General features: G+C 72.4%; 29 protein-coding genes and 3 tRNA genes. 14 read left to right on the top strand and 18 right to left on the bottom strand.

The genetic code is table 11. The annotated features are described in order from the left end of the window. Positions 1 to 1704 (bottom strand): carboxypeptidase-like regulatory domain-containing protein (locus tag MCBG_RS19110; protein ID WP_043330758.1); only part of this gene is annotated, 1704 nt, incomplete at its 3' end. 160 nt (positions 1705 to 1864) lie between these two features. Here MCBG_RS19110 and MCBG_RS19105 point away from each other — a divergent pair. From MCBG_RS19105 to amcA, 5 genes are all read left to right on the top strand, one after another. Beyond that, positions 1865 to 2218: a sterol carrier family protein gene (locus tag MCBG_RS19105; RefSeq protein ID WP_043327538.1), complete on the top strand. Its 354-nt coding sequence runs from the start codon at positions 1865 to 1867 to the stop codon at positions 2216 to 2218. Between the two features lie 169 nt (positions 2219 to 2387). Continuing rightward, positions 2388 to 3905: an amidophosphoribosyltransferase gene (purF, locus tag MCBG_RS19100; RefSeq protein WP_043330756.1), complete on the top strand. Its 1518-nt coding sequence runs from the start codon at positions 2388 to 2390 to the stop codon at positions 3903 to 3905. Between the two features lie 57 nt (positions 3906 to 3962). Then, a complete protein-coding gene (gene purM / locus MCBG_RS19095) occupies positions 3963 to 5117 on the top strand; it encodes a phosphoribosylformylglycinamidine cyclo-ligase (protein WP_043327537.1) in 1155 nt (384 codons plus the stop codon). Between the two features lie 127 nt (positions 5118 to 5244). Next, positions 5245 to 6336 (top strand): cyclophane-forming radical SAM peptide maturase AmcB, encoded by a 1092-nt coding sequence (gene amcB / locus MCBG_RS19090; RefSeq protein WP_176722793.1) that lies wholly within the window; start codon positions 5245 to 5247, stop codon positions 6334 to 6336. After that, positions 6317 to 6529 carry a multiple cyclophane-containing RiPP AmcA gene (gene amcA / locus MCBG_RS19085; RefSeq protein ID WP_030500600.1) on the top strand — a complete coding sequence of 71 codons (213 nt, stop codon included), beginning with the start codon at positions 6317 to 6319 and terminating at the stop codon, positions 6527 to 6529. The genes amcB and amcA overlap by 20 nt, the downstream gene beginning before the upstream one ends. Positions 6530 to 6675: 146 nt before the next feature. Here amcA and MCBG_RS19080 read toward each other — a convergent pair whose 3' ends face one another. Together MCBG_RS19080 and MCBG_RS19075 are read right to left on the bottom strand one after the other, a co-directional pair. After that, on the bottom strand, positions 6676 to 6891 hold the full coding sequence (locus MCBG_RS19080; protein ID WP_013283429.1) for a DUF3073 domain-containing protein: 216 nt from the start codon (positions 6889 to 6891) through the stop codon (positions 6676 to 6678). Positions 6892 to 7183: 292 nt separating this feature from the next. Next, complete coding sequence (locus MCBG_RS19075; protein WP_043327536.1) at positions 7184 to 8266, bottom strand: Glu/Leu/Phe/Val family dehydrogenase; 1083 nt, start codon at positions 8264 to 8266, stop codon at positions 7184 to 7186. A 174-nt stretch (positions 8267 to 8440) separates the two neighbouring features. Between MCBG_RS19075 and MCBG_RS19070 the strand changes: the two genes are divergently transcribed. Together MCBG_RS19070 and MCBG_RS19065 are read left to right on the top strand one after the other, a co-directional pair. Beyond that, positions 8441 to 9280 (top strand): hypothetical protein, encoded by an 840-nt coding sequence (locus MCBG_RS19070; RefSeq protein WP_030500602.1) that lies wholly within the window; start codon positions 8441 to 8443, stop codon positions 9278 to 9280. 256 nt (positions 9281 to 9536) lie between these two features. Beyond that, the gene (locus tag MCBG_RS19065; protein WP_007073996.1) at positions 9537 to 9746 is read left to right on the top strand and encodes a BldC family transcriptional regulator; all 210 of its coding nucleotides are present in this window, start codon (positions 9537 to 9539) and stop codon (positions 9744 to 9746) included. A gap of 71 nt (positions 9747 to 9817) precedes the next feature. Here the strand turns inward: MCBG_RS19065 and MCBG_RS19060 are convergent, their stop codons facing one another. After that, positions 9818 to 10216, bottom strand: coding sequence for a PPOX class F420-dependent oxidoreductase (locus MCBG_RS19060; RefSeq protein ID WP_043327535.1), 399 nt, complete (start codon positions 10214 to 10216; stop codon positions 9818 to 9820). Positions 10217 to 10271: 55 nt separating this feature from the next. On the opposite strand from MCBG_RS19060, the gene MCBG_RS19055 reads away from it, so the two are divergent. After that, a complete protein-coding gene (locus MCBG_RS19055) occupies positions 10272 to 11051 on the top strand; it encodes a class I SAM-dependent methyltransferase (protein ID WP_043327534.1) in 780 nt (259 codons plus the stop codon). A 53-nt stretch (positions 11052 to 11104) separates the two neighbouring features. Here the strand turns inward: MCBG_RS19055 and MCBG_RS19050 are convergent, their stop codons facing one another. Next, positions 11105 to 11392: a hypothetical protein gene (locus MCBG_RS19050; RefSeq protein WP_043327533.1), complete on the bottom strand. Its 288-nt coding sequence runs from the start codon at positions 11390 to 11392 to the stop codon at positions 11105 to 11107. Positions 11393 to 11554: 162 nt separating this feature from the next. On the opposite strand from MCBG_RS19050, the gene MCBG_RS19045 reads away from it, so the two are divergent. Both MCBG_RS19045 and MCBG_RS19040 read left to right on the top strand, forming a co-directional pair. Continuing rightward, positions 11555 to 12412 (top strand): 3-hydroxyacyl-CoA dehydrogenase family protein, encoded by an 858-nt coding sequence (locus MCBG_RS19045; RefSeq protein WP_043327532.1) that lies wholly within the window; start codon positions 11555 to 11557, stop codon positions 12410 to 12412. Continuing rightward, positions 12409 to 13152, top strand: coding sequence for an enoyl-CoA hydratase/isomerase family protein (locus tag MCBG_RS19040; protein WP_043327531.1), 744 nt, complete (start codon positions 12409 to 12411; stop codon positions 13150 to 13152). The genes MCBG_RS19045 and MCBG_RS19040 overlap by 4 nt, the downstream gene beginning before the upstream one ends. Positions 13153 to 13212: 60 nt before the next feature. Here MCBG_RS19040 and MCBG_RS19035 read toward each other — a convergent pair whose 3' ends face one another. Beyond that, positions 13213 to 14550, bottom strand: a complete 1338-nt coding sequence (locus tag MCBG_RS19035; protein ID WP_043327530.1) for an ABC transporter substrate-binding protein — start codon at positions 14548 to 14550, stop codon at positions 13213 to 13215. A gap of 166 nt (positions 14551 to 14716) precedes the next feature. Between MCBG_RS19035 and MCBG_RS19030 the strand changes: the two genes are divergently transcribed. Beyond that, positions 14717 to 15106 (top strand): hypothetical protein, encoded by a 390-nt coding sequence (locus tag MCBG_RS19030; protein WP_043327529.1) that lies wholly within the window; start codon positions 14717 to 14719, stop codon positions 15104 to 15106. 44 nt (positions 15107 to 15150) lie between these two features. Then, the gene (locus MCBG_RS19025; RefSeq protein ID WP_043327528.1) at positions 15151 to 15855 is read left to right on the top strand and encodes a DUF2786 domain-containing protein; all 705 of its coding nucleotides are present in this window, start codon (positions 15151 to 15153) and stop codon (positions 15853 to 15855) included. A 20-nt stretch (positions 15856 to 15875) separates the two neighbouring features. Here the strand turns inward: MCBG_RS19025 and MCBG_RS19020 are convergent, their stop codons facing one another. Next, positions 15876 to 16388 carry an SRPBCC family protein gene (locus tag MCBG_RS19020; protein ID WP_043327527.1) on the bottom strand — a complete coding sequence of 171 codons (513 nt, stop codon included), beginning with the start codon at positions 16386 to 16388 and terminating at the stop codon, positions 15876 to 15878. 297 nt (positions 16389 to 16685) lie between these two features. On the opposite strand from MCBG_RS19020, the gene MCBG_RS19015 reads away from it, so the two are divergent. After that, on the top strand, positions 16686 to 17123 hold the full coding sequence (locus MCBG_RS19015) for an ArsI/CadI family heavy metal resistance metalloenzyme (protein ID WP_043327526.1): 438 nt from the start codon (positions 16686 to 16688) through the stop codon (positions 17121 to 17123). Between the two features lie 50 nt (positions 17124 to 17173). On the opposite strand, the gene MCBG_RS19010 is transcribed toward MCBG_RS19015, so the two are convergent. The 3 genes from MCBG_RS19010 to MCBG_RS33090 form a co-directional block, all read right to left on the bottom strand. Beyond that, positions 17174 to 17758, bottom strand: coding sequence for a GNAT family N-acetyltransferase (locus MCBG_RS19010; protein ID WP_043327525.1), 585 nt, complete (start codon positions 17756 to 17758; stop codon positions 17174 to 17176). Between the two features lie 51 nt (positions 17759 to 17809). Next, positions 17810 to 18775 carry a TolB-like translocation protein gene (locus MCBG_RS19005; protein WP_043330752.1) on the bottom strand — a complete coding sequence of 322 codons (966 nt, stop codon included), beginning with the start codon at positions 18773 to 18775 and terminating at the stop codon, positions 17810 to 17812. Between the two features lie 168 nt (positions 18776 to 18943). Continuing rightward, positions 18944 to 20179: an NAD(P)-binding domain-containing protein gene (locus MCBG_RS33090; protein WP_198033307.1), complete on the bottom strand. Its 1236-nt coding sequence runs from the start codon at positions 20177 to 20179 to the stop codon at positions 18944 to 18946. 80 nt (positions 20180 to 20259) lie between these two features. On the opposite strand from MCBG_RS33090, the gene MCBG_RS18990 reads away from it, so the two are divergent. After that, the gene (locus tag MCBG_RS18990) at positions 20260 to 21156 is read left to right on the top strand and encodes a LysR family transcriptional regulator (protein ID WP_043327524.1); all 897 of its coding nucleotides are present in this window, start codon (positions 20260 to 20262) and stop codon (positions 21154 to 21156) included. A 63-nt stretch (positions 21157 to 21219) separates the two neighbouring features. On the opposite strand, the gene MCBG_RS18985 is transcribed toward MCBG_RS18990, so the two are convergent. The 8 genes from MCBG_RS18985 to MCBG_RS18950 all read right to left on the bottom strand — a co-directional run bounded on the left by MCBG_RS18985 (position 21220) and on the right by MCBG_RS18950 (position 26746). After that, positions 21220 to 21293: transfer RNA gene (locus MCBG_RS18985), tRNA-Phe, on the bottom strand. A gap of 76 nt (positions 21294 to 21369) precedes the next feature. Further along, positions 21370 to 21443 (bottom strand) — tRNA-Asp (locus tag MCBG_RS18980). A 33-nt stretch (positions 21444 to 21476) separates the two neighbouring features. Beyond that, positions 21477 to 21549, bottom strand: a tRNA-Glu gene (locus MCBG_RS18975). 143 nt (positions 21550 to 21692) lie between these two features. Further along, positions 21693 to 22478 carry a polysaccharide deacetylase family protein gene (locus MCBG_RS18970; protein WP_043327523.1) on the bottom strand — a complete coding sequence of 262 codons (786 nt, stop codon included), beginning with the start codon at positions 22476 to 22478 and terminating at the stop codon, positions 21693 to 21695. A gap of 75 nt (positions 22479 to 22553) precedes the next feature. Further along, on the bottom strand, positions 22554 to 23501 hold the full coding sequence (locus tag MCBG_RS18965) for a MerR family transcriptional regulator (RefSeq protein WP_043327522.1): 948 nt from the start codon (positions 23499 to 23501) through the stop codon (positions 22554 to 22556). Then, a complete protein-coding gene (idi, locus tag MCBG_RS18960; protein ID WP_043327521.1) occupies positions 23491 to 24084 on the bottom strand; it encodes an isopentenyl-diphosphate Delta-isomerase in 594 nt (197 codons plus the stop codon). The genes MCBG_RS18965 and idi overlap by 11 nt, the downstream gene beginning before the upstream one ends. Continuing rightward, positions 24081 to 25562: a phytoene desaturase family protein gene (gene crtI / locus MCBG_RS18955; RefSeq protein WP_181373707.1), complete on the bottom strand. Its 1482-nt coding sequence runs from the start codon at positions 25560 to 25562 to the stop codon at positions 24081 to 24083. Before crtI ends, idi begins: the two co-directional genes overlap by 4 nt. A 29-nt stretch (positions 25563 to 25591) precedes the next feature. Next, positions 25592 to 26746: a polyprenyl synthetase family protein gene (locus MCBG_RS18950; protein WP_043327519.1), complete on the bottom strand. Its 1155-nt coding sequence runs from the start codon at positions 26744 to 26746 to the stop codon at positions 25592 to 25594. Between the last annotated feature and the right edge of the window lie 36 nt (positions 26747 to 26782).

Below are 26782 nucleotides of genomic sequence, written 5' to 3'. Positions count from 1 at the left end.
CGCCGGGGCGTCGCCGTAACCGCCCTGCTGGCGGCCGCTGTCGTAGCCGCCGGTGGGCGCGTTGTCGTAGCCACCCGAGGCGGCGCCGTACCCGCCGCCGGAGCGGTAGCCGTCACCCTGCTCCGCGCCGCGGCCGTACCCGGCCGGGCCGGACTGGTCGTACCCGCGGTCCTGCTCCGGCTGGTAGGTGCTGGTCGGGTACGGGTCGGCCGCCGGCGCGTACTGCGTGCTGTCGCCGGTGTAGCGGCCGGTGGGCTCGTCGAAGCGCTCGTTGCCGTAGCCGCCGCCCTGGGCCGCGTATCCGGCCGCGCCGCCCGCGGCGTAGTCCGGGCTGCCGTAGCCGGCCCCGGAGGACGGACCGTTGCCGTAGCCGCCGCCCGAGGAGGGCGCGATGCCGTATCCGCCGCCGGAGGCGGGCGCGTCGCCGTAGCCGTTGCCGGCGCCGTAGCCGCCCTGCCCGGGCGCGTCGTCGCCGTAGCCGTACCCGGCCTGTCCCGCGCCGACGCCGTACGCCGGTCCGGGCGGTGCGCCGTACGGGTCCGGTGGGACGTCGTCCACGACCGGCCGCTGGAGCATGGTGGGGGCGTCGCTGATCGACGGGCCGCCGACCATCGTCGCCGCCGGTCCGGCGCCCATGCCGTTCACCACACGGGTCTGGTCGTCGGTGCCGTGGTAGGCACCCGGGGCCGCGGGGATCGCGCCGGCCGCGGCGGCGCCGCCGGGGCCACCCGGACCGACCGGTCCACCTGGGCCGTCGCCGTCACCGTCGTCGCCCTCGTTCTTGCGCCGCATGTAGAGCAGCACGATGGTGCCCACACCGACGGCGACGAACAGGCCGCCGAGCAGGATCAGCAGCCAGGAGCCCATGCCCCCGGAGTCCTCGTTCGCGGTCGGCTCCTGGGCGGCCGGCGCGTCGGTGGCCGGGGTGTCGGCCGGGTCCTCCTCGAGCGGCTCGTCCGACGGCGGGGCGGACTCACTCGCCGACGGGGTGGCGCTCGGGCTCGCCGACGCCCGCAGCTGAATGCTGAGCCGGACGCCGGTCACGGACTGGCCGGCGCTGGCGTTTATCGACCTGGCGACCGGGGTGGCGCCGTCGGTCGAGGCACCCACCTCGATCCGGCCGGGCGCGATCGGGTTGGAGTCGGAGCCGCTGAAGCTGAAGTTGCCGTTGCCGCTGGTGTTGGTACGGCGCTCCTTGCCCGCGCTGTCGCGCAGCATCACGAGGGCGCCTTCGATCGGGTCGCCGTCGGCGTTCACCACCTTGCCGGACACCGTCTTGACGGTCTGCGGCTGGTCCGGCGTGGGCGGCGCGGCCGCCCTGACGGTGACACGGAGCGGACGCGCGCCCCCGCCGCTCACCGTGATTCGTGCTGAGGCGTTATTGGCGGGAGCGTTGGCGGCAGCCGACAGGTTCAGCGTGACCGTCTGGTCCTGCTCGCCGTTGAAATCGACCCGGCCGCAGCCTCCGCAGTTGACGCCGTCGGGCAGGTCCTGCACGTCGATATCGGCAGAGGTCTCACCGTTGTTCGGGCGAACCGTGACCGTGACTGCGCTGCTTCGGCCGGCCTCGATCGTCACGGAGTTAGTCGCGGTGACGATCTGTGCGGCCAGGGCGGGGGTGGCGGGGACGGTGAGCAGGGCGCCGAAGAGCAGCGCTACGACCACACCGGCCCGCTGCTTCCAGGCACGTCGGTGTGTTGACACGTCCACCGCCTTCCGGGTCTGATCTCTCCGCCGGCCGCTCGGCCGAGGTTGATCACTCACGGTACGAATAACGCCGTCGGCAACTATGCCTTGTCTGACCGGATCATCTCTACCCAGGGCCGCCGCAGGGCGGCGTTCTGCCGGGTCGTATCGTCCCGTCGTGTCCTCTCCGCACGCTTATTCCGAAGCGGTACTCGCCGCCCTGGCGGCGCTGGACGAGGGGCGTACGCCCGAACGGCCGGTCCTCCGGGAGGCGGTCCGGACCCTCTTGGCTGCCCTCACGGATCGCGCCCCCGGCCGATCGGTGGAGGTGCGCGTCCCACCCTACGGTGCGGTGCAGTGCGTGAGTGGTCCACGACACACCCGCGGCACGCCCCCGAACGTGGTGGAGATGGACCCGCCGACGTGGCTGGCGCTCGCCACCGGACGCCTCGACTGGGCGCGAGCGGTCACCGACGGTCGCGTACGGGTGTCGGGGAACCGGGCCGACCTTTCCGCGTACCTCCCGATTTAGCCGGCGGGCGGCCGCAACCTGCACTCACCCTGAGCGGGGACTCCGTGACTGTCGGTATCGACTGCTGTTCGCGTACACTGAGAGCCGACGACGGTCCCGGCCCATAGCGTGCGGAGCTGACCCCCGACTCCGCCAGGCCAGTTCAGACCCCACCAAGAGGGAGCGGCAGGTGCCCCGAGGCGATGGCCGGCTGAGCCACGACCTTGACCCCGAGCGACCCGGCCCCCAGGACGCGTGCGGCGTCTTCGGCGTCTGGGCCCCCGGGGAAGAGGTCGCCAACCTCACCTACTTCGGGCTCTACGCCCTCCAGCACCGGGGCCAGGAGGCCGCGGGCATCGCAGTGAGCGACGGTTCCGGCGTCGTGGTCTACAAGGATCTCGGCCTGGTCGCCCAGGTGTTCGACGAGCCGACGCTGGCGAGCCTGCGCGGGCACGTCGCGATCGGGCACGCGCGCTACTCCACCACCGGCGGCTCGACCTGGGAGAACGCCCAGCCGACGATCCGCGCCACCAGCGCCGGCACCACCATCGCGCTGGCGCACAACGGCAACCTGGTCAACACCGCCGAGCTGCAGCGCGAGGCCGCAGTGCGCGGGCTCGACCCGGACGGCTCGACGAACGACACCTCGCTGGTGACGATGCTGCTGGCCAGCCGGCCCGACCTGTCGGTCGAGGCGGCGGCGCTGGAGGTGCTGCCGCAACTGCGCGGCGCGTTCAGCTTCGTTTTCATGGACGAGTCGACGCTCTACGCGGCGCGCGACGCGCACGGCGTACGCCCGCTGGTGCTCGGCCGCCTCGAACGCGGCTGGGTGGTGGCCAGCGAGACCGCCGCGCTGGACATCGTCGGCGCGAGCGTGGTCCGCGAGGTCGAGCCGGGCGAGCTGATCGCCATCGACGAGAACGGGCTGCGCTCCAGCCGGTTCGCCGCGCCCGAGCCCAAGGGCTGCCTCTTCGAGTACGTGTACATCGCCCGGCCGGACGCCACCATCGCCGGCCGTAACGTGCACGCCGCGCGGGTGCAGATCGGCCGTCAGCTCGCCAAGGAGCACCCGGTCGAGGCCGACCTGGTGATCCCGGTGCCGGAGTCCGGCACGCCGGCCGCGATCGGCTACGCCGAGGAATCAGGCATCACCTACGGCCAGGGCCTGATGAAGAACCCGTACGTCGGGCGCACCTTCATCCAGCCCTCGCAGACGCTGCGCGCGCTCGGCGTCCGGCTGAAGCTGAACCCGCTGCGGCAGAACGTGCGCGGCAAGCGCCTGGTGGTGGTGGACGACTCGATCGTCCGGGGCACCACCCAGCGGGCGATCGTCCGGTTGCTGCGCGAGGCGGGCGCCCTGGAGGTCCATGTCCGGATCTCCTCGCCGCCGGTGAGCTGGCCCTGCTTCTACGGCATCGACTTCGCCACCCGGGCCGAACTGCTGGCCAACGGGCTGGACAACGAGGGCATCCGGCGCTCGATCGGCGCCGACACGCTCGGGTACGTATCGCTGCCCGGTCTCATCGCCGCGACCGAGCAGCCGAAGAGCCGGCTCTGCCGGGCGTGCTTCGATGGGGAGTATCCGATCGAACTGCCGGCCGGGAACCTGATCGGCAAGCACGTGCTCGAAGGAGTGGGACGCCGGGTCGCCGCCGAGGCGGCCGGGCCGACCGGTCCGCTCGTCGCCACACCGACCCACCACCCGTAGCACCACCGACGCGGGTCCGGCCGCTCCGGGCTCGCGGGAACCACAAAGGGGAGAACCGTGACGCACGTGTCCGAGCGCAGCGGCGCAGGATCCAGCCCGACGGGCGCCGGCGGCGACCGCCAGCCCTGGTCGGCGGGGTCCGGCCGGACGCAGCGCAAACGCTCGGTCTCGTACGCCGACGCCGGGGTGTCGATCGAGGCGGGCGACCGCGCGGTCGAGCTGCTCAAGTCCAAGGTCAAGGAGACCCGGCGCCCGGAGGTCCTGGGTGACCTGGGCGGCTTCGCCGGCCTGTTCCGGCTGGACACGAAGAAGTACAAGAATCCGATCCTGGCCTCCTCGACCGACGGCGTCGGCACCAAGCTGGTGATCGCGCAGCAGCTCGACATCCACGACACGGTCGGCATCGACCTGGTCGCCATGGTCGTCGACGACCTGGTCGCCTGCGGCGCCGAGCCGCTGTTCCTGCTCGACTACATCGCCACCGGCGAGGTCGTGCCGGACAAGGTCGCCGAGATCGGCGCCGGCATCGCGGACGGCTGCCGGTACGCCGGCTGCGCGCTGCTGGGTGGCGAGACCGCCGAGCACCCGGGCGTGCTGCGCCCCGACGAGTACGACATCTCCGCCACCGGCGTCGGCGTGGTGGAGGAGAGCGAGATCCTCACCCCGGAGCGGGTGGAGGTGGGTGACGTGGTGATCGCCATGCGCTCCTCCGGCCTGCACTCCAACGGCTACTCCCTGGTCCGGCACGTGCTGCTGGGCGCCGGCCGGATGCGGCTGGACGTGGTGATCGACGACTTCGGCCGCCAGCGGACGCTCGGCGAGGAGCTGCTCACCCCGACCAAGATCTACGCGCAGGACTGCCTCAAGCTGATCGCCGAGGCCGAGGTGCGGGCGCTGGCCCACGTCACCGGCGGCGGCATCCCCGGCAACCTGGTCCGGGTGCTGCCCGAGCACGTCGACGCCGTGGTCAACCGCTCCACCTGGAAGCCGCAGCCGATCTTCGACCTGATCCAGACCAAGGGCCGGATCGAGGACCCGGAGATGGAGGCGACGTTCAACATGGGCGTCGGCATGTTCGCGATCGTCTCCGCCGAGGACGCCGACCGCGCGCTGGCCACCCTGACCGGCCGGGGCGTGGACGCCTGGCAGGCAGGCGAGATCATCGAGGGGTCCGGCAACGTGCAGATGGTCGGGCAGCACACCCGGGGCTGATCACCCTGCGCCGATCGGCCGGGCACCTGATCGGGGGTTCACCCGAGCGGTCGCCGCGGCCTAGCCTGGAGGTTCGGTTTTCAGGCAGGCGGGGGAGGTGCTGATGGCCGCACGTGCGCCCGAAGGGATGCGGGGTATCGCCGCCGTCCCGTCGTACGTGGTGATGCAGCCGACCACCCTGTGCAACCTCGACTGCGCCTACTGCTACCTGCCGCTTCGGGCGGCCGATCGGCGGATGCCGGTGGCCGTCGCCGAGGCGGTGGCGGCGTCGGTGAACCCGTGGGCGACGGGTGGTCGCTTCTCCGTGGTCTGGCACGGCGGCGAGCCGCTCGCGGCCGGCCGGGAGCATCTGGCCGCCCTGCTGGCGCCGTTCGGGCCGGACGTCGAGCACCACGTGCAGACGAACGCCACGCTGATCGACGACGCCTGGTGCGCGTTCTTCGCCGAGCACCGGGTGCGGGTCAGCGTCAGCGTGGACGGGCCACGGGCCCGCAACGCCGAGCGGGTCACCCGGGGCGGGCGGCCCGCGTACGACCGGATCGTGGCCGGGGTGGCGGCGCTGCGCCGCCACGGCGTGCCGTTCTCGGCGCTGGCTGTGGTGTCCCGGCCGGAGCCGGGCCTGGCGACCGAGCTGTACGACTACTTCCTCGACCTGGGCTGCGACGTGCTCGGCGTCAACATCGAGGAGACCGAGGGCGTCAACACCCGGACCAACGCCCGGGACGCGGGCGCGGTCACCGGGTTCTGGGCGGAGCTGGTCGCGGCCTGGCGGCGTGATCCCCGGATCCACCTGCGCGAGGTGGAGTGGTCGCTGCGGTACGCGGGCGCGGTGCTGGCCGGCACCGCCGACGACCTGCTGCCCCGCCGCCTCGACCCGATCCCGACGGTCGGGCACGACGGTTCGGTGGTGGTGCTCTCGCCGGAGCTGGCCGGCTTCACGGACCCGCACTACGGCGACTTCACCAGCGGGAACGTGCTCACCACCCCGCTGGGCGAGATCCTCGCCGACGCGGCCGGCACGCCCTGGGTGGGCGAGTTCCTCACCGGCGTGGAGGCGTGCCGGACGTCCTGCGCGTACTTCGGCTTCTGTGGGGGTGGGCACGCCGCCAACCGCTACTTCGAGCTGGGGCGTTTCGACGGTACGGAGACCGAGCATTGCCGGAACAGCAAGATCCGCCTACTGGAGGGAGTGTTGGAGCATGCCCGAGACCATCAGTGACACCGACCGGGGGGCAGTGGCCGACCGGGTGCGGGACGCCGCTGCGGGGCTTACCGCTCTGCTCCGTGAGGCGGAGGCGGCGCGGCTGCTGCGGGCGGAGGTGTCGGGCGGCGACGGCGCCAACGCGGTCTGCGCCTGGAACCACTTCGAGAACATCCCGACGTTCTACAACTGGAACAACCGGCCGCGCTGAGGGCTCGGTTCCGCGATCAGGGACCTGCCGGCGAGTCGGGGCGGCACCCCGGCACGGCAGGTCCCTGATCGTCGGTCGTACGCCGGCTCAGCAGAGCACATGCGTGAGCACGCGGGGGTTACCGCGTGCTCAGATGTGACCGGAGGTCAGCGGGTCGGACGAGCCCAGGTGTCCGGGTCGTCGTCCGCGTGGTCCTCGTCATCGTCGTCGACATACTCTTTGTAGTCGTCGTCGAAGTTGTGCTCAGACTTCCCACTACCCGCCAGTTCGCGCTGCAAGGCGGTTAGGTCGGTGTTCGGGGAGTGATACTTCAACTCCCGCGCCACCTTCGTCTGCTTGGCCTTAGCACGGCCGCGCCCCATGGCTCGACCCCCTCGCACAGAATGCGGGGCAGCCCGAAGGCGGGCCCCGATGACGTCAGGCATCTCTCGTGGCTCTTACGGTACATGGGGATGCCATCGTTCGGCACCTCGGGTCACCGTCGACCGGACCTGCGCGTCGCAGTGGTCCAGCCGTCACCAAGTGTACCGGGTAAGGGGTAAGGTCCGGGGCTGGCCGTGACAGCGGACAAATGGGTACGAACGGGCCCGAGGCTCAGCTTAACGCGCACGGCCTCCGGGGGTGGAGTCGCCGCTCCGCCCCCGGAGGTGAGCTTCACCGCAGATGGATCGCGCGCAGCCGGCCGACCTCGGCCATCCGCCGCTCGGCGAGCCGGTCCGCGGCCACCGCCGGGGGTACGCCCTCGTCGTCGGCGAGCTGGAGGATCTGCCGGGTGGTGTCGAAGATCCGGGTGGCGCGCAGCTTGGCGCGCTCGAAGTTGAAGCCCTCGATCTCGTCGGCCACCTGGATCACGCCGCCCGCGTTCACCACGTAGTCCGGGGTGTAGAGGATGCCCCGGTCGGCGAGCACCTTCTCGATGCCCGAGTGGGCGAGCTGGTTGTTCGCCGCTCCGGTGACGACCTTCGCCCGCAGCACCGGCACGGTCTCGTCGTTCAGCGCGCCGCCGAGCGCGCACGGGGCGTACACGTCGATGTCGGAGGCGACCAGCGCCGCGGTGTCGTCGACCAGGGTGACCTGCGGGTGGGTGGCGCGCGCCCACTCCAGGGCGCGCGGGTTCACGTCGGTCGCCACGACCTCGGCGCCGTCGTCGAGCAGGTGGGCGGTCAGGTACTTGCCGACCTTGCCCAGCCCGGCCACGCCGACCCGGCGGCCGGCCAGCGTCGGGCTGCCCCAGACGTGCTCGGCGGCGGCCCGCATGCCCTGGAACACGCCCCACGCGGTGAGGATCGAGGAGTCGCCCGCGCCGCCGTGCTCCACGCTGCGGCCGGTGACGTACCGGGTCTCGCGCGCGATCACGTCCATGTCCGCGACGTACGTGCCGACGTCACAGGCGGTGTAGTAGCGGCCGTTGAGCGACTCGACGAAGCGGCCGTACGCGCGCAGCAGCGCCTCGCTCTTGATCTGCTCGGGGTCGCCCCAGATGACCGCCTTGCCGCCACCGAGGTCGAGGTTCGCCAGCGCGTTCTTGTAGGCCATGCCGCGGGAGAGGTCGAGCACGTCGGCGAGGGCGTCGGCCTCCGTGGCGTACGGGTAGAACCGGGTCCCGCCGAGCGCGGGGCCCAGCGCGGTGGAGTAGATCCCGATGATCGCCTTCAGGCCGGACTGCTTGTCCTGGCAGAACACGACCTGCTCATGCCCCGTGGAAACGGGGTCGTCGGTGCTGGCGAATACGCCCATGGCTGACTCCTGTGTCGGTGAGCGCCCTTGTGGGGAGCGGAACCTGGTGGCACGCCGGCGGGATGCTGCCGGTGTCTCTGAGCCTAATATCGGCCCGAACCGTACTGTCGCGCACGTCACGCCACGGGCTCACGGGCGGCGACGGGCGGTCCCGTCTCGTGGGAGGATCGCGCCGTGCCGTCGCTCTTCGCTTCATACCTGCGCGTGTACGAGCCGCTGACCGCCTTCGACCGGGACCGGCAGTCCTACTGGCGCCGGTACGTCAGCGAGGGCCGGGCGATCGCCCCGCTGGAAGGGCCGGTACGACAACGGACCGCCGTGATCGAGGCGCTGGGCGCGGGCTGGACCCGGCTGCCCGACCTGCCCGACGAGGCGTACGTCCTGGAGTCGGACGACTCGTTGCTGGTCTGCCCCTGGAACCTGCGCATCCGGGTCGCCGAGGCGGCGCTGAGCGCCCGCGACGGCGTGCCCTCGGTGCTGGCCGACGCGTTCGTGCCGCCGGTGCTCGCCGGGCAGGCCAAGGCGGTGGTGGAGGACTGGCGCAGCGGCGCCCGGGTGCTGGAGCACGGCGTGCCCCGGGTGCACGAGCAGATCGCCACCTGGGGCGTGCCGCTGCGCTGGTTCGTGCTGTTCGAGGCGGGTGAGCGGCACCTGGTCACCGAGCCGGAGCGGCGCGCGCTGCGCTACCGCACCGAGATCTCCAAGGCGCGCCGCCGCGCGTCGCGGGCGCTGTCGGTGCTGCGCAAGTCGATCGGCGAGGCGCCGATCACCGAGGCGGTCGAGGAGGCGGCCCGGTGGCTGGAGGAGTTCCACCCGCGCTCGGTGGTCGAGCTGGACTACGGCGGCCTGGTTCAACTGCTGCCGGACGAGACGCTCGAAGCCGACGACTCGACCGATCTGGTGGCCACCGGACTGTCCGGACTGGGCCGGGGCGAGGCCGAGGAGGCGTCCGCCGCGTACGACAAGCTGGTCGCCCGCTGGCGCGCGGTGCAGCTGTTGGAGCGCTGCAACTGACGCCCGGTTTACCCCGATAAGTGGTCTTGGACACGAGAGTGTCTCGTAGTTGATGCGTCACGAACCGTGATCATGAGTCCTAATAAGGTAGTTTCTGCGGCATAAAAGTCGTAAAAATCGGGCATGCTTCATCCGTCCGTCTAGGGACCTTCAGCCGTTCGGCCCATGTCGGACATCGGGGACTAGCCGGACCATGGGAGACGCGTCGGCCGGCGGGACCCCGGCCGATGTCTATACATGTGGAGGAGTGACCCCGATGGCATCGCGAACGCACGAACCTGAGCCGCTACTCACACCGGCCGAGGTGGCGTCGATGTTCCGTGTCGACCCGAAGACGGTGACCCGGTGGGCCAAGGCTGGCAAGCTCAGCGCCATCCGGACCCTTGGCGGCCACCGCCGCTACCGTGAGTCAGAGGTTCGGGCGCTACTGCAGGGGCAGATCCCCCAGCAGCGCCAGGGAGACTGACGAACCGGCGTTCTCCGGCGTTCCGATCAGGGGCGGTGCCGTCGCGGCGCCGCCCTTAATCGTGCCCGGGCTCAATCGTGTCCGGGGGCCGCGCCGTCCAGCACGATCCGCAGCCCCACCGTGCCCCCCTCGCCCCGGCGCAGCCGGCTGCCGAGCAGGCTCAGCCGCCCGATCAGCCGGTACTTCTGCTTGAGCAGGCCCCGCACCCGCCGGGTGCTCTCCGGATCGGCGATCGTCGCGTGTGCCGGCACCGCATCGCCGTGCGGTCGCCCGCGCACGTCGCACGGCGCCACAGTGACCCGGCCGTCGCGCCGGATCCGCTTCACCTTGCCGGAGTCGGACACCGTCCACACCGCCAGCGAGTCACCGTCGCGTACCGCCCACACCGGTGTCGCCACTGCCCGGCCGTCCTTGCGGAACGTGGTGAGCAGGACGTACTTCTCCGCCGCCAGGCGGTCCAGGTCGGTCACGCCGCCCAGGATACGGCGGCCACGGCGCCGCCGACCCCCGGATAGCGTTGCGGGCATGACCGGGGAACCCGAGATCGGCGACGTGTTCGGCGAGATGATCCGCGACGCGTACGCGGTCGCCACCGGGATCGGACCCCGGCCGATGGCCGGTGGACGCCTGCCCCGGCCGGTCATCGAGATCATCGAGCGGGACGACGGGCTGATCAACGGCGCGCCCGCCGGGCACTACCTGGACCCGCCGCAGCTGTGGCAGCCGCACGACCACCGGGCGGTGAACCGGGTACGCGGGCACGTGCTCGACGTCGGCGTCGGCGCCGGACGGATCGCGCTGGAACTCCAGGAGCGCGGCGTGCCCGTCACCGGCCTGGACACCTCGCTGGGCGCGCTGCGGGTCAGCCGGCACCGGGGCGTACGCGACCTCGTCCACGGCACCGTCGACGAGCACACCGCCGACGAGCCGCGCTACGACACGTTCCTGCTGCTCGGCAACAACCTCGGGCTGTTCGAGGGGCGGGAACGGGCGCCCGCGATGCTGGCCGCGCTCGCCGCCCTGGCCCGCCCCGGCGCCCGGGTGATCGCCCACGGTACCGACCCGTACGGCACCACCGACCCGGTGCACACCGCCTATCACGAGCGCAACCGGCAGCGGGGCCGGATCGGCGGGCAACTGCGGCTGCGGCTGCGCTACCGGCTGCTCGGCACCGGGTGGTTCGACTACCTGGTCTGCTCGCCCGAGGAGTTCGCCGAGCTGGTCCACGGCTCACCGTGGCGACTGGCCGACGTGGACGACACCGACCACCCGTACTACCTCGCCACGCTGGAGCTGCGGCGTTAGGAAGGGCCCCTTTCAAGCGCCCAGGCGTTAACAAGGGGCCCTTCCTTACATGCTCAGACCTGGACGGTGGGGGTGGTCTGCTCCGGGGGCAGTCCGCCGTCGCCGTCGACCACCTCGTCCGGCGTGCCGTCCTCGTCGATGTCCACCATGGTGATGTCCACCTTGCCGTCACCGTCGGTGTCGAACTGGAACAGGTCGGCCTTGCCGTCGCCGTCGGTGTCCACCACCCACACGTCGGTCTTGCCGTCGTTGTTGGTGTCCGCGCGGAGCAGGTCCACCCGCTCGTCGCCGCGGGTCTCGACCGTCTCGGTGTTCTCCGCGCTCTCCGGTGCCTGGCTCATCTCGTTCCTTCCTTCGACGTTGACGGCCGTCCTTACCCCGTCCGCTCCGCCCCCACTCATCCCGGCGGCCCGGCCCTGCATAGGGTCGCATGCAGGAACGAGCGAGCGGACGGGCCCGGCGGCGGAGACCCCGCGCGCCCCCGCCGCGGCGAGGGGACACCGATGAGTGGTCGTTTTGTGGTCGTCGGGGCCGGCACCATGGGCCTCGGCATCGCGTACGTGGCGGCCGGCGCCGGGTACGCGGTCGAACTGGTCGAGGTCGACCCCGCGCGGGGCGCCGAGGCCGTCCGCCGGCTCGGCGAGCTGTGGGACCGGGGCGTGCAGCGCGGCAAGCTGACCGAGGAGGCCGCCACCGCCAACCGCGGGCGCGTCACGTTGCGGGCCGGGCTCACCGAGGTGCCCGAGGGCGCCGACGTGATCGTGGAGGCGGTGCCCGAGCGGCTCGACCTGAAGCGCGCCGTGCTGCGCGAGGCGGAGAGCCGCCGCCCCGCGCTGCTGGGCAGCAACACGTCCAGCATCCCGATCGCCGAACTGGCCGCCGGGCTGGACCGCCCGGCCGACTTCGTCGGGCTGCACTTCTTCAACCCGGTCTGGGCGATGGCGCTGCTGGAGGTCGTGGTCGGCCCGGCCACCGCGCCGCAGACCACCGAGGCGGCCGTCGCGCTCGCCGCCCGGCTGGGCAAGGACCCCGTCGTCGTACGCGACATGCCCGGCTTCGCCACCTCCCGCCTCGGCGTCACGCTCGGCCTGGAGGCGATCCGGATGGTGGCCGACGAGGTGGCGAGCCCGGCCGACATCGACAAGGCGATGGTGCTCGGCTACCGGCACCCGATCGGACCGCTGGAGCTGACCGACCTGGTCGGACTGGACGTGCGGCTCGACATCGCGCGTACGCTCCAGGCCGCGTACGGGGACCGCTTCGCGCCGCCGCCGCTGCTGGTCGAGATGGTGGCCGCCGGGAAGCTGGGCAAGAAGTCCGGGCAGGGCTTCTACACCTGGAAGGACGGCCAGAAGAAATGAGCGGGCTGCGGATCGAGGAGCTGCCGGACCGGCTGGTCGTGACGCTGGACCGGCCGGAGAAACGCAACGCGATCGACGCCGACCTGGTGGCCGAGCTGCACGCGGTCTGCGCCGACCTGGAGGCACGCCCCCGGCTGCTGCTGCTCACCGGCGGGACGGTGGGCATCTTCGCCGGCGGCGCCGACATCGCCCAGCTGCGCGAGCGCGGCCGGCTGGACGCGCTGGCCGCCATCAACCAGGGCGTCTTCGCCCGCATCCGGGCGCTCCCGATGCCCACCGTGGCCGCCGTCGACGGGCCGGCGCTGGGCGGCGGCGCCGAACTCGCGTACGCCTGCGATCTGCGGGTGTGCACGGACCGCGCGGTCTTCGGTCAGCCCGAGGTGCGGCTGGGCATCCTGGCCGGCGCGGGCGCGACCTACCGGCTGCCGGCGTTGATCGGTGAGGCCCGCGCCAAGGAGCTGCTCTTCACCGGCCGGCGGGTGGACGCCGCGGAGGCGCTGCGGATCGGGCTGGTGAACCGGGTGGTGGCCGAACCGGACGAGCTGCTGCCCACCGCGCACGGTCTGCTCGACGAGATGGCGAAGGGCTCCGCGCTGGCCCTGCGGCTGACCAAGCTGGCGGTGGACGCCCCGGCGGCCGCGCACCCGCAACTCGACCTGCTCAGCCAGGCGGTGCTCTTCGAGGACGAGGAGAAACACCGGCGGATGACCGAGTTCCTGGACCGGCGCAAGGCGCGCTGAGCCGGAACACGACGAGGGCCGCGCCGGTGTTCCCGGTGCGGCCCTCGTCGTCGGCGCTTCTCAGCGTCTGATCTGGACTCCGGCGTCCGCCAGAGCCGGGATCGCCGGCGCGGACTCGGCGAAGCCGATGAGCAGCAGCGCCTCCGGCCCGTACGCCTTGATCTCCTGGGCGATGCCGGAGAAGTCGACGGGGGTCTTCGGGTCCTCCGGCGGCTCGTAGGTCAGCAGCTTGACCCGGTCCGCGCCGATGCCGGCCTTCTCCAGCTCCGAACGGACGTTCTCCTGGAGGCCCTCGCCGTAGGAGTCCTTACGGGCCAGGATCGCGATCTTGCGCGGCCCGTCCCGGAGCATCACGTCGGCCAGCGCGCGACCCTGGAGGCTGTCCGGCGGGGCGGTACGGAAGTAGAGGCCGTTGTCGTCCACCGCGCTCAGCCCCGCGTCGGTGTTCGACGGCGAGAACAGGATCCGCCCGGCGGCCACCACGTCCGGCAGCACCGCCCGGGAGATGCCGGAACCACCGGCGCCGATGATGACGTGGACGCCCTCCCGGACGTGCGAGGCGACAGTGGCCTTGGCGACCGCCGGGTTGGTGCCGTCGTCGCCCTCGACCCACCTCACCGGCTCACCGAGCACACCACCGGCGGCGTTGACCTCGCGGAGCGCGAGCGCGGCGCCAGCGGCCAGCGGCGGGTACGCCAGCGCCAGGTCACCGGTCTTCGGCAGGAGGCCGCCGAGGACCAGCGGCGCGTCCTTCGCCTTCCCGTCGCGCAGCTTGCGACCGCGCGGCGGCGTCTTGCTGCTCGCCCCGGACTCCTCACCGGCGCCGACGAACTCGGTCTTGCTGTCGTCGATCTTCTGGTTGTCGAAGTGCATGGTGCCGTAGCTGGCGGTGGCCGGCTCGCCGTTGTCGGTGAACCCGGCCCGGGTGAGCGACACGCCCCGGTACTGGATGTCCTGACCGGCGCGGGCGAGCTGGAGGCAGGTCGCCACCTCGTCGCAGCGCTCGCCGCCGGTGGTGACCCCGACGATCTGCTTGGCGATCTCGCCCGGCGCGGTGGTGCCGGCGAGCTGGGCGGCCAGCGCGCTGATCACGACCGCGTCGTAGGACTCGGCGGAGTAGAGGAAGTCACCCAGCTTCGCGTCTACGGCGAGTAGTCGTTCCTTGAAGCTCTCGGGCAGCGGAGTGAGGGGCGTGGTGCCCTTCATCCCGTTCACCAGATCCGCCCGATCCTTCAGCTCGGCTGGGTATGAATTGAGCATGTTGCCGTCGGTGCCGTAGAGGCGCACCTGGGTGGCGGGCGCTTCTTCCGGCTCGTCGCTCCCGCAGGCGCTCGTGGCGAGCAGGAGCGCCGCGCAGGCCATGGACAGGGCCGCGCGCGACGTGCGTGTTCTCAGCATGGTCGTCCTTCCTCCGGCGAAGGTCCGCTGCGCACCTTAGCGTGCCCACGCGGTAGGCGGGACTGTGGAGTCGGCTCCGTCGGCACCCCGACTGCGGGAATCACGCTGCGTGTTCATCGAGCGATTTCCGGGTCACGGCTTGACCCCCGGCGCTACTGTTCCGCGGGTGAACGACGAAGCACAGCAGACGCTGGACGACGCGACCGCCGTGCTCCGTTCCGCCCTCGCCGGCGACGGCGCCGGGGTGGTGGGCACGTTCGACGCGGTGGTGGACCGCTCCGGCCTGGCCGGGGCGTACGGGGTGGCGTGGTGCCTGGCCGCCACCATGCTCGGCGACGACGCGCCGGCCGGCGGGGCGGCCCTCGACTTCCCCGGCATCGACCAGGCCGACTACGACACCCGCTGGGTGGCCCGCTTCGTCAGCGCGTGCGCCAACGACGACGCCGACACCGGTGAGGCGCTGTTCGGCGCGGCCGCCGCCGACGGGCTGCTGCCCGACTGCCTGCTCACCCTCGCCGGCTCGACCATCGCCACGCTGCGCAGCCGGTCCGACTGAGCCCGCCGCGCCGCGACGCGCGCCGGCTGTGATAGCTCTGGGTCATGTCCGAGGCGATGCTCAGCAAGGTGCGCAAGCTGCTCGCCCAGGCCGAGGACCCGGCCTGCACGCCCGCCGAGTCGGCCGCGTTCATGGCCAAGGCCACCGAGCTGATCGCCCGTTACGGCGTCGACCGGGCGCTGCTCGCGGCACGCGACCCGGCCGTCGACCCGGTGGGCGACCGGACGGTCGAGGTGGTCGCGCCGTACGCCCGGGACAAGGCCGGACTTCTGGCCGCGGTCGCCGAACCGTTGCGCTGCCGCTGCGTACGCCGACGGCAGGGCAACGGTTTCGCCATGCACCTGTTCGGCTTCGCCAGCGACCTGGAACGCGTCGAGTTGCTGTTCACCTCGCTGCTGGTGCAGGCCGCGCACGGACTGGCGGGAGCCGCCGTGCCGGACGGGGAGCACCCGGCCGCGTTCCGGCGTACCTGGCTGGCCGGCTTCGCGTACGTCGTCGCGCAGCGGCTGCGCGCAGCCGAGGAGAACGCGGTGGCCGAGGCGGGCGGCCCCTCGACGGCCCTGGTACTCGCCGACCGTTCCGACCGCGTCCAGCGCCGGGTCGCCGAGGCGTACCCCAGGTTGCGCACCGCGCCGCGACGGCGCCTCGCGGGCGGTGGTTTCGCGCCGGGCGCGGACGCCGGCCGCCGCGCCGACCTCGGCGGCACCGGCGTGCCCGGCGCCGCGGCGACGCCGGGCATCACCGGCTGACCGGGCCCATCGGGTACGGGTCAGGCGGTGCGGGCGACCGTCGCCAGGTAGCGGCAGAGCAACTCGTGCCAGCCGGCCGTGAGCGCCTCGCGGTAGCCCTCGGCCGCGGCGCCGTGCCGGTCGAAGTAGCGGTGCTCGACCTCGACCCGGGTCAGTTCCGGGCCCTCGGGGTGGAACAGGACCTCCACCTCGCTGGCGCCGGCCGGGTCCGGCACCGGCACCCGGTCCGGGCCGATCTGCCAGGTGAAGACCAGACGCCGGGGCGGATCCCAGGTCAGCACGCGGCCCCAGTCGTTGCGGAAGCCGTACGGGCCGATCTCGTAGAGCATGCCGCCGGCCCGGGGTTCGATGCCGAGCGCGGCGAGCGCCTGCGGGCCGGACCAGGTGTACTCGCGTACCCACCAGTCGGCGAGCGATCCGGTGAACACGGCGTACGCCCGCTCGGCCGACGCCGGGACGAACAGGTTGCTGCGGAGGGAGAAGCGGTCGGATTCCTGCCGGACCTCATCCGGATCGGCCATCTCCTGTCCCATAGGTCCGGACCATACCGGCTCATGTCTCGGTGCGCAGCTTCCGTTGCGCCCGCTTCCGGACACCGGGAACGCCGCTCCACGACAGCGCTGTGTGGTGGGACAGGCGCGCCGAGTTGGCGGAACGCCTCCGGGCGTACCCGGTGCCAGGCCCAGGTGCCACGCCGCTCGGAGTCGGACGCAGATCTCCGACGCCGAGGCGCCGGCAGCGCTTGTTTCGACATTTCTCTAGGTTGACAGACTTCAAAGCAGAGGGCAGGGTGGAGTCTGCTTCGATAAACATCTAGACAGGGAGTTCACATGTCCCGCGTCCAGCTCGCCCTGCGCGTCTCCGACCTCGAAGGCTCCGTCGCCTTCTACAGCAAGCTGTTCGGCGTCGAGCCGGCCAAGCGCCGCCCCGGCTACGCCAACTTCGCGGTGGAGAACCCGCCGCTGAAGCTCGTACTCCTCGAAGGTGAGCCCGGCCTGCCGACGGTGATGGACCACCTCGGGGTCGAGGTGGCCACCACCGGCGAGGTGAACGCCGCGACCAGCCGGCTCACCGAGTCCGGCCTGATCACGCTGGAGGAGAACGACACCGAGTGCTGCTACGCGCTCCAGGACAAGGTCTGGGTGCGCGGCCCCGGCGACGAGCCGTGGGAGGTCTACACGGTCAAGGCCGACTCACCGCAGCTGGAGAAGGTGACCGAGAGCGCCTGCTGCGCCTCGGACACCGCGGAGCAGCCCGCCGGCGTCTGAACGGCGGATCCCCACCGGCGTCTCCGCCGGTGGGGATCTCTGTCGTACGGTCAGGTGCGGCGATTCCGCATGACCCAGGTGGGCAGCGGCTCCGCGAAGGCGTGCACCACCTCCCAGCCGGCGCGCCGGTACACCTCGACGTTGTCCGGGTTGCTGGTCTCCAGAATCGCCGGCAGGCCGTCCGCGGCGGCCCGGTCCAGCCCCACCCGCATCACGGCGTGGCCCCACCTGCGGCCGGCGTGGTCCGGGTGCGTACCCAGCACCCCCAGGTACCAGAACGGCGCCGACGGCAGCGCGGCGTGCACCGCCTCGTCGTAGGCGCGTACGCGGTGCAACACGTCGGCGGGAAGCCGGGCGGCGAGATCGTCGTCCGGCTGTGCGCTCCCGGATGCCGGCGGCTCCCAGATCGCCACCGACGCGCCGTGCCCGATCGTCCAGATCGTCTCCTTGTGCACCCGCTTGTCGAACAGGTGCCCGAAGAAGACGGCCGCATAACGCGCATAGGTCGCCTGGTCGGGGAACAGGTGCCGCAGGACCGGATCCTTGGTGAACGCCGCGACCAGCGAGGTGACCACGCTGCCACGGTCTTCCGGCGTCGCAACGGTGATCTCAGGCCCTGTCACAGCGTGCAACATATCGTGCGGCCGAGGCGCGGGGCGTCCCTCGCGGCGTGAGCCGGCCGGCGACTACCGTGCCTCGGCGAACCTCAGCCGCCTGAAGGCCTCGACGTAGACGAACCGCTTGCCGTCCGGAGAGAAGCTCGGGTGGTACGCGCGCTTACCGTCGGCGATCCGCGTCTTCTTCCCGGTGTCGACGTCGACCGACCACACGCCGCCCACGTGATCCGACGCGACGGCGGCGATCACCGACCTGCCGTCCGGCGACACCGCCAGGTCGGCGAGCCCGGGAAGCTCCGCGAGGAACCTGGCCGTGGCCGATCCGACGTCCCACTCGGTCAGGTGCCAGGTGAAGTCAGACGGATACACCTCGACAGGCAGCGGCAACCTGCCGAGGGTGTCGGGTGCGGTGATGAAGAACAGCCGCTCACCCATGGTTGTCGGCGACCGCACCAGCACCATGGACTCGCAACCCGTATCACTGCCACTGAGGTTGAAGGTTGTCCCGTCGACCGTCACCGGAGAGGGGAACTCAGACGCCTTCCCGTCAGCGAGCAGCTGGATTCCCCCCGGCCCGCACTGCCGGCGCGCCTGCACATATCCCCTGCCGTCACCGTTCACGAGTGCGGCACCGGCGAGGAAGCGCGTCGACGCCAGAGGCTCGAACGTCTTGTCGGCCGGCGAGTAGGTGAGCAGCTCCGTTCCGTCCCAGCCGCATTCGAGGGCCACCCCGAGGTCGCCGTCGGGGTCGGCGAACAAGAAGCTGAACAAGCCCGCTTCGCAGGCGGGCACCGCCGGGGCGCGCGTGAGAACGGCTTCCTCGCCGCTCCCGTCGGGCCGCTGCCGCCACACCTCGGCTACTCCCGAGCCCGAGGTCGAGGTCACCTCCCGCAGGTAGTAGACCCAGCCGTCGGCGGCCCACACCGGATGGAACAGGGAGACGGAATCCAGGAGCCCCGAGACCCGGCCGCACCCGCCCACCAGGATCACGGCCAGTACGAGGACCGACGTCAGAGCCGTACGCAGCGTCCGCACACGCGACCTTCTGGTGCTCACCTGCCTCATTCCGTCCGTCACTCAGCGGGCTCACCGTAGGCGCCGCCGCCGTTGCCGGGGACTGTACACCCGTTAGGTACTCAGGGTGGCGACCTGTGCCGGCCGTGGATACGGCCCGTCGATCGGGAAGCGCAATCGTCGCGACACCTAGCGGGACCGGACCACGGCCGTGACCTCGACCTCGAGCACAGCGCCCGGCAGGAAGAGCTTGCTGATCTCGACAGTCGTGCTCGCCGGCGGCGGTGTGCCAGTGAAGAGTCGGCGCCGGACGGCCGCGTACGCCGACAGGTCAGCCAGGTCCGTCATGAACGTGCGGACGTGCAGCACGTCGTCGAAGCTCGCACCGTGCGCCGCGAGCACGCCGCCCACGATCTCGAAGATCCGTTCGGCCTGGGCGCCGGCGTCTCCGGGGGCCACCACCTCGCCGTCGTCGTCGACGGCGACCTGTCCGGCGAGCATCAGCAGCGCGCCGCCGCCGACATCGATCCGGGCGACGTGCGCGAAGCGGTCGCCGAACGGGGCCGCGACGGATTCGGGGTTGTCCAGGGTGAGGCGCATCAGCGTCCCTTCGCAGAAGTCGGGGGAGACGAGGGAGGAGAGATCGGCGTCCTGGTCCGGCGCGGCCCGCATCAGGTCGAGGGCGGCCTCCAGCACGGGGGCCGGCACCGGGCGGCGCAGCGCCAGCCGCGCGTCCTTCGCCGCCATCGTGACTGCGAACGAGGCGCCCGGGGCGGTGGCCCGTCCGACCGCGCCGCCGAGGGCCCCACGGTCGAGCACGTCGAGGGCGGTCTGCCTGTCGACACCGAGCGCTGCGGCGACAGCCAGCGCGTCGTGCAGCGCGGCGACAGCCGTCACCAGGCCCGTGTTCGCGACGAGTTTGACGGCGGCACCTGCGCCGATCGGACCGCAGTGACGGACCGTCCCGAGCTGCCCCAGCACCGGAGCCGCCCTCTCCACGGCATCGGCAGGGCCGCCCGCGAAGATCACCAGCGTGCCGGCCCGGGCGGCGTTGACGCTGCCGCCGACGGGGGCGTCGAGGAGGTAGACGCCCGCCGGAAGCCGGCCGGCCACCGCTCGGACTTCGTCCGGCCCGATCGTCGACATCTGCACCACGACCGTCCCGGGTCGGAGCGCGGTGGCGGCGCCGTCCGGCCCGAACAGCACCGTCTCGACCGCGCCGGCGTCGGCGAGCATGACGACGACGACCTCGGCTCCGTCGACTGCGGCGGACGGGCTCGCGGCCACCGTCGCGCCGACCGCGGCGAGCGACTCCGAACGCTCCGGGCTGCGGTTCCACACTCTGACCCGGTTGCCGCCGGCCAGGAGGCGGCGCGCGATCGGCGTACCCATGTGCCCGGTCCCGAGGACCGCGATGATCTTCACGCGGTAACGCTAGGCCGGTGAAAGCAATGCGACAAACGAATGTCTTGCATGCCTGCCATGCGTGATTACCATGCCTGCCCATGGAGACTCAGCTGCTGGAGGTGTTCCGCACCGTCGCGCGGCACGGCTCGATCACCACCGCCGCGCGCGCCCTCAGCTTCACCCAGTCGGCTGTCTCCCGGCAGATAGCCGCGCTCGAGGCCGACATCGGCGCCCGGCTCTTCGACCGGCTGCCCCGCGGCGTCGCCCTCACCGAGGAGGGACGAGAGCTGCTCCCGCACGCCGAGGCGGTCCTCGACCGGCTCGCCGCGGCCCGGCGTGACCTCGACGACCTGCGTGGGCTCGGCCGAGGGCGGCTGCGTGTGGGCGCCTTCCCGACCGCTGTCGCGGCCCTCGTACCCCGGGCGATGGCGTCGTTCCGCTCGGCCTACCCGGAGGTCTCGCTTTCGCTGGTCGAGGGCGTGACGCCGCGGCTGCTGGAGCGCCTGCTCGCCGAGGAGGCGGATGTGGCAGTGGTCAGCACCTCGCCCACGGGCGAGCTGGACCGCGAACGATTCGACCTGCGACACCTGCTCGACGAGCGGCTCCTGGTCGCGGTCGCGCGTGACCACCGGCTGGCGCGCCGCCGCTCGGTGCGCCTGGCGGACCTCGCCCCGGAAGCGTTCGTCGTGGGCTCGGCCACCGCGGAGAACAGCCTGCTCCGCGCAAGCCTGCCCAGCGGTTTCTCGCCGCGCATCGACATCGTCGCGGCCGAGTGGACCGGCAAGCTGGGATGCGTCGCCGCCGGGTTGGGGGTGGCCCTGGTTCCGGCCCTGGCGGTACGCGGAACCCCGCCGGACATCGCCCTGCTCCGCCTGCACCCGGACGACGAGTCGGTACGGCAGATATTCGCGGCGACCGTGCGGGGCAGGACGCCGCCGCCGGCGGTCACGCACTTTCTCGAGCATCTGCGGGCGGAGGCGGCCCATCTGGGCTGAAAAGCAGAACGCCGACCTGCGTATCCGCTGGTCGGCGTTCCTGTAGCCCGGCGAAAGGCTATGTGGCCAGGGGCGGGGTCGAACCGCCGACCTTCCGATTTTCAGTCGGACGCTCGTACCAACTGAGCTACCTGGCCGTGGTGCTCGGCACATGCTACCGCACGAGCCGATACGCAGAACGCCGCGCATTGAGCTGCGCGGCGTCAGCGCTTGCGGTCCTGACGGGACTTGAACCCGCGACCTCCGCCTTGACAGGGCGGCGAGCACTCCAACTGCTCCACAGGACCTGGCTGGTGTTGCATCCGGCGCGAGCCGGACCGTGCCCCCAACGGGATTCGAACCCGTGCTACCGCCTTGAAAGGGCGGCGTCCTGGGCCGCTAGACGATGAGGGCGGCCCCGCCATCATTGCACACTCGCAACTTCAAGCGGACTTGCTCCCATCCGGCCCCGCCGGAGGCAGGAGAAGCATATGTCATGTCTGCACGGACGGCCAAACCGGTATGGGCATGGCCGCGACGCCGGGCAAAACCGCAGGTCAGGGTAGTCGCGCGATGCCGTACCGCCGCTTCAGGTCCGGGATCAGGTGCCGGCACGCGGCCATCGTCTGGGCCCGGTCACCGCCCGCGTCGTGCATCAGCACGATCGAGCCGTTCCGGGTGGCGCCCTTCACCCGCTTGATGATCGTCTTCGCCGGCGGGTGGTCCCAGTCCTGCGGGTCCACGCTCCAGTGCAGCGGGCGCAGGCCCATCTGCCGGGCCACCACGATCTCCTCGGCGGTCCACCGGCCGCCGGGCTGGCGGAACCAGGTGATCGGCGCCTTGGGCGCGGCGGCGCGGATGGCGTCGTTGGTCCGTTCCAGGTCGGCCCGGATCTCGGTGGCCGACCGCCGGCCGAGGTTCACGTCGTGGTGCCAGCTGTGGTTGCAGAGCTGGTGACCCTCGCGGACGATCCGGGCCACCAGCTCCGGGTAGCGCTTGGCCTGCTGGCCGACCACGCAGAACGTCGCGGTGACCCGGGCCGCCCGGAGCTGGGCCAGGATCTGCGGGGTGTAGCGGGGATCCGGTCCGTCGTCGAAGGTGAGCGCCACCCCGCTGCTCCCGCTGGCCCGGTGCAGGCCCGCCGGGAGCTTCTTGGGCACCGGGCGCAGCTTCGGCTTCCTGGGGGTGGCGGTCGGGGTCGGTGAGGGCTTCGTCACGGGCGACGGCGACGCCGAGACCGACGGCGAGGCCGCCGCCTGATCGGGTGACTTGCCGGCTTCGCCGCAGGCGGTGACGAGGAGCACCAGGCCCAGGGCGAGCGCCGGCAGGGCGCGTGGACGCATTCGTCGCTCCCGGAGGGGTCGGGGTCAGACGGACTTTCCGACCGTAGTGGACGCGCCCCGGAGCGAAAAGGGCCGTCAGCCCTTCGTCGACTGGTCCAGCGAGTCCCGTACCGCCAGGGCGAGGGAGAGCGCCTCGGCCAGATCCACCGGCCGGACCACCCCGGCCGGCAGCGAGTCGGCCCGCCAGCCGGGCCCGGCGGCGAGCACCAGCAGCGGCCGGCGGGGGACGGTCAGCAGCGCGGTGAGCTGGCACGGGTCGGCGGTCGCGCGGGTGTGCGACCAGAGGACCACGGCCGCCGGCCCGGTCCGGTTGACCGCCTCCACCAGGGCGGGCAACGGCACCCGGGCGCCGAGCATGCGAGAGCTCACACCGGCCTCCGCGAGCGCGGCGGCGAGCGCCTCCAGCGGCAACGAGTGCTGTTCCTCGTCGGCGCAGGAGAGCAGGATCCGGGGCGGTCCGCCGTTCGGGTGGGCCCGGATCACCGTGGCGAACGCCACCGAGACGCACCGGGACATCAGGTGTTCCACCTCGATCAGGCCGGCGGTGGCGGCGTGCCGTTCCCCGATCCCGGTGAGCACCGGCCGGAGCAGCCCCTCCCAGGTCGCCACCACCCCGTCGGCGGCGAGCGCCTCGGCGATGGTCCGCGCGATGGTCACCGAGTCCAGGCGCATCGCGGCACGGGCCAGCCCCCGTGCGGCGGGGCCGGCCCGGCCGACCGGGATGGTCGTGCCGCCGCCGTCGCGTACCGCCGAGGTCCGTGCCTTGAGCGCGAGCCGGTCCGGCGGCGGCACGGCCGGGGCCTGCCGGGCCCAGCGGGCCGCCTCGGCGGGCGCCACCCCCTCGGTGGTCAGCCGGCGCATGATCTCCAGGCGGGCGAGGTCGGCGGGCGTGTAGCGCCGGTGGTGGCCCGGCACGTGCTCGCTGGGACCGAGGCCGTACCGCTGGTGCCAGGTGCGCAGCGTGGTGACCGCCACACCCAACCGGCGTGCCACGGCCCCCGCGCTCAGCGCCTCATCGGCCACCCGACCGCTCCGGTGCCTCGGAGGCCGCGACGCCCGGCCGGGCCGGGCCCGCCGGATGCAGCAGCCGGTTGACCACGCCGCCCAGCCACGGGGCGTACGCGCGGGGGTCGGCGTCCAGGTCGGCCACCACCGCGCCGGGGTCGGCCCAGCGCAGCTCGGCCACCTCGTCCGGATCGGGCCGCGTCACCAGGTCGGCGGGTACGTCGGCGCGCAGCACGTGGTCGTACTCGAACTCGACGCGGCCGGTCGCCGGGTCCTCGGCGTAGTAGATGTAGACGCCCACCTCGGTGAGCTCGACCGGGCCGACGCCGAGTTCCTCGCCGAGCCGCCGGTTGGCGGCCTCGGTCAGCGACTGGCCCGGCAGCGGGTGCCCGCAGCAGGAGTTCGCCCAGCGCAGCGGGAACCGCGTCTTCACCGCGGCCCGCTGCTGCAGCAGCACCCGCCCCTGCGGGTCGACCAGGAGCACCGAGAAGGCCCGGTGCAGCCGGCCGGGTGGCTGGTGGGCGGTCGCCACGGTGGTCTCGCCGAGCACCTGCCCGTCGTCGCCGACCAGCTCGACCAGGTGTTCCTCCCGCTCGCTCATGCCGTCGCCCCGGTGATCCGGGCCGCCGCGAGCTTGCCGCTGATCAGCACCATCGGTACCCCCACGCCCGGCTGCGTGCCGGAGCCGACGAAGACCACGTTGTCCAGCTTCCGGTGCAGGTTGGAGGGGCGGAACGGCCCGGTCTGGAAGAGGCTGTGCGCGGCGGCGAACGGCGTGCCGGCGGCCATGCCCTGTGCCGCCCAGTCGGCCGGGGTGACGGCCCGCATCACCTCGATGCCGTCGCCGAAGCCGACGTATCCGCGTTCCTCCAGCGTGCCTACGAGCTGGTCGGCGTACCGCTGGGTGAGGTCGCCCGTCCAGTCGAACGGCGCCCGCTCCAGGTTCGGCACCGGCGCCAGCACGTAGTAGGTGTGCTTCCCGGCCGGCGCCACCGACGGGTCGGTGCGGCTCGGGTTCGTCACCAGCAGCGACGGGTCGGTCATCAGCTCGCCTCGGCGGATCACCTCGTCGAACGTCCCCTTCCAGGAGCGCCCGAAGTGGATGTTGTGGTGGGCGATCTTGCCATAGCCCTGCGTCGAACCGATGTGCAGCACCACGCAGGACGGCGAGTAGGTGAGCTTGCGTTGCCGGCTGGGCGGCAGCAGGTCCTCGTAGGCGACCGGCAGGTCGGGGTTGAGCACCACCGTGTCGGCGGGGACGAAGTCGCCGTCGGAGGTGATCACGCCGGTGGCGCGGCCGTTGGCGGTCTCCACCCGGGTCACCGTGGTGCCGTACCGGAACTGCACGCCGTGCTTCTCGGCCGCGCCGGCCATCCCGCGGGAGACCGCGTGGATGCCGCCGCGCGGGAAGCAGACACCGGCCACCGAGTCGAGGTACGCGATGACCGCGTAGATCGCCAGCGCGTCGTGCGGCGACAGGCCCGCGTACATGGCCTGGAAGGAGAAGATCCGCTGGGTACGCGGGTCGCGGAAGAACTGGTTGATCTTCGTCTGGAGCCGCCGGAAGGCGCCGTTGGCGAACAACTTCAGCAGGTTGCCGGTGAGCAGGTCGGTCGGCGCGTCGAGGTTGCGCTCGATGAAGTCGGCCCGTTCCCACTGCCACAGGTTGCGGGCGTAGTCGACGAAACGCAGGTAGCCGTCCGCCTCCCGGGGGCCGCAGACACGCGCGATCTCGGCCGCCATCCGGGTGGTGTCGGTGATGACGTCGAGCGTCGACCCGTCCGGGTAGTAGGCGCGGTACGCCGGGTCGAGCGGGCTCAGGTCGAGCCAGTCGGTCAGCTCCTCGCCGACCGCGCCGAGCGCCTCGGCGATCAGGTCGGGCATGGTGAGGACGGTCGGGCCGGTGTCGAACTCGTACCCGTCGACGCTGAGCCGCCCGGCGCGCCCGCCGGGCACCGGCTCGCGCTCCAGCACCGTCACCTGCCGGCCGCTGCCGGCCAGGTGCAGCGCGCACGCCAGCCCACCCAGCCCGGCGCCGACCACCACCACCCGGTCGGTCCGTCCCTTGACGGTACGCATTCCGGCCCCCTTGCTCGCGAAGTTGCTCATCATGCCCGCCGCGCGGTGGCGGCGGTGGCGAGACCCGTCAGCGCGGTGCGCGCGGTCTCGTCGATCGGTGCGGTGCCGAGCGCGGCGAGCGCCTCGGTGACCCGGTCGGCGATCATCCGTTCCACCCGGGCGGTGGCGCCGGTGTCGCGGACCACGTCGGCAAGCCGGTCCACGTCGCGTGCCGTGGTGACCGAGCCGGCCCGGTCCAGCGCCCGGCGCTGCGCCGGGTCGGCGAGTTGCCGGGCCAGCATCAGCAGCGCGGTCGGCTTGCCGGTACGCAGGTCGTCCCCGGCCGGCTTGCCGGTGGTCTCCGGGTCGCCGTAGACGCCGAGCAGGTCGTCGCGGAGCTGGAACGCCTCGCCGACGGCCAGCCCGTACCGGGTGTACGCGGCGATGAGCGGGTCGTCCGCGTCGGTGCCGGCCAGGCAGGCGCCGAAGAGCAGCGGCCGCTGGACCGTGTAGCTGGCGGTCTTGTACCGGGCCACCCGTAGCGCCCGGTCGACCGTCCAGTTCCCCGCGTCGTTCTCGCCGAGCACGTCCAGGAACTGCCCGGCGACCGTCTCCACCCGCATCTGGTCGTAGCAGCGGCGCACGTCGAGCAGCCGCTCGGCGGGGACCGCCGCGTGGCCCATGAGCCGGTCGGCCCACACCATGCAGAGGTCGCCGATGAGGACGGCGACCGCTTCGCCGTACCGGTCGGGGTCGCCCGCGTGCCCGGCGGCGCGGTGCCGGGCGGCGGCGGCCCGGTGCGCGGTCGGCAGCCCGCGCCGGGTGTCGGAAGCGTCCATCACGTCGTCGTGCACGAGCGCGAACGTGTGCAGCAGTTCGAGGGCGGACAGGGCCGGGAGCACCGAACACATCGGTTCCTCCCCGCCGACAGCGCCCCGCCATCCCCAGTACGCGAACGTGGGCCGGACCCGTTTGCCGCCGGCCAGCACGCAGTCGCGCGCGGTTGCGGCGAATGCACCCATCGCTGCGTCGATCTCGGTCAGCGAATCGACTTCTGCGGCCAGGAACGCCACCAGCGTCTCATCGACCCCTTTGATCAGGTCTTTCGTGAACGCGGCCAGTACGCCGCGGACCGGATCGTCCGTCGCCCCGGCCTGAGCCGGCGCGACGCGGAGCGCATTACCCGCAACTGCGTCGTTGGCCATGTGGGCGAGCGTACCCTAGGGTTACGAGTTGCGTCG

This window comes from Micromonospora sp. M42 (assembly GCF_000568915.1).
Taxonomy (GTDB): Bacteria; Actinomycetota; Actinomycetes; order Mycobacteriales; family Micromonosporaceae; genus Micromonospora; species Micromonospora chalcea.
This window is presented reverse-complemented; position numbering and strand designations above follow the sequence as displayed.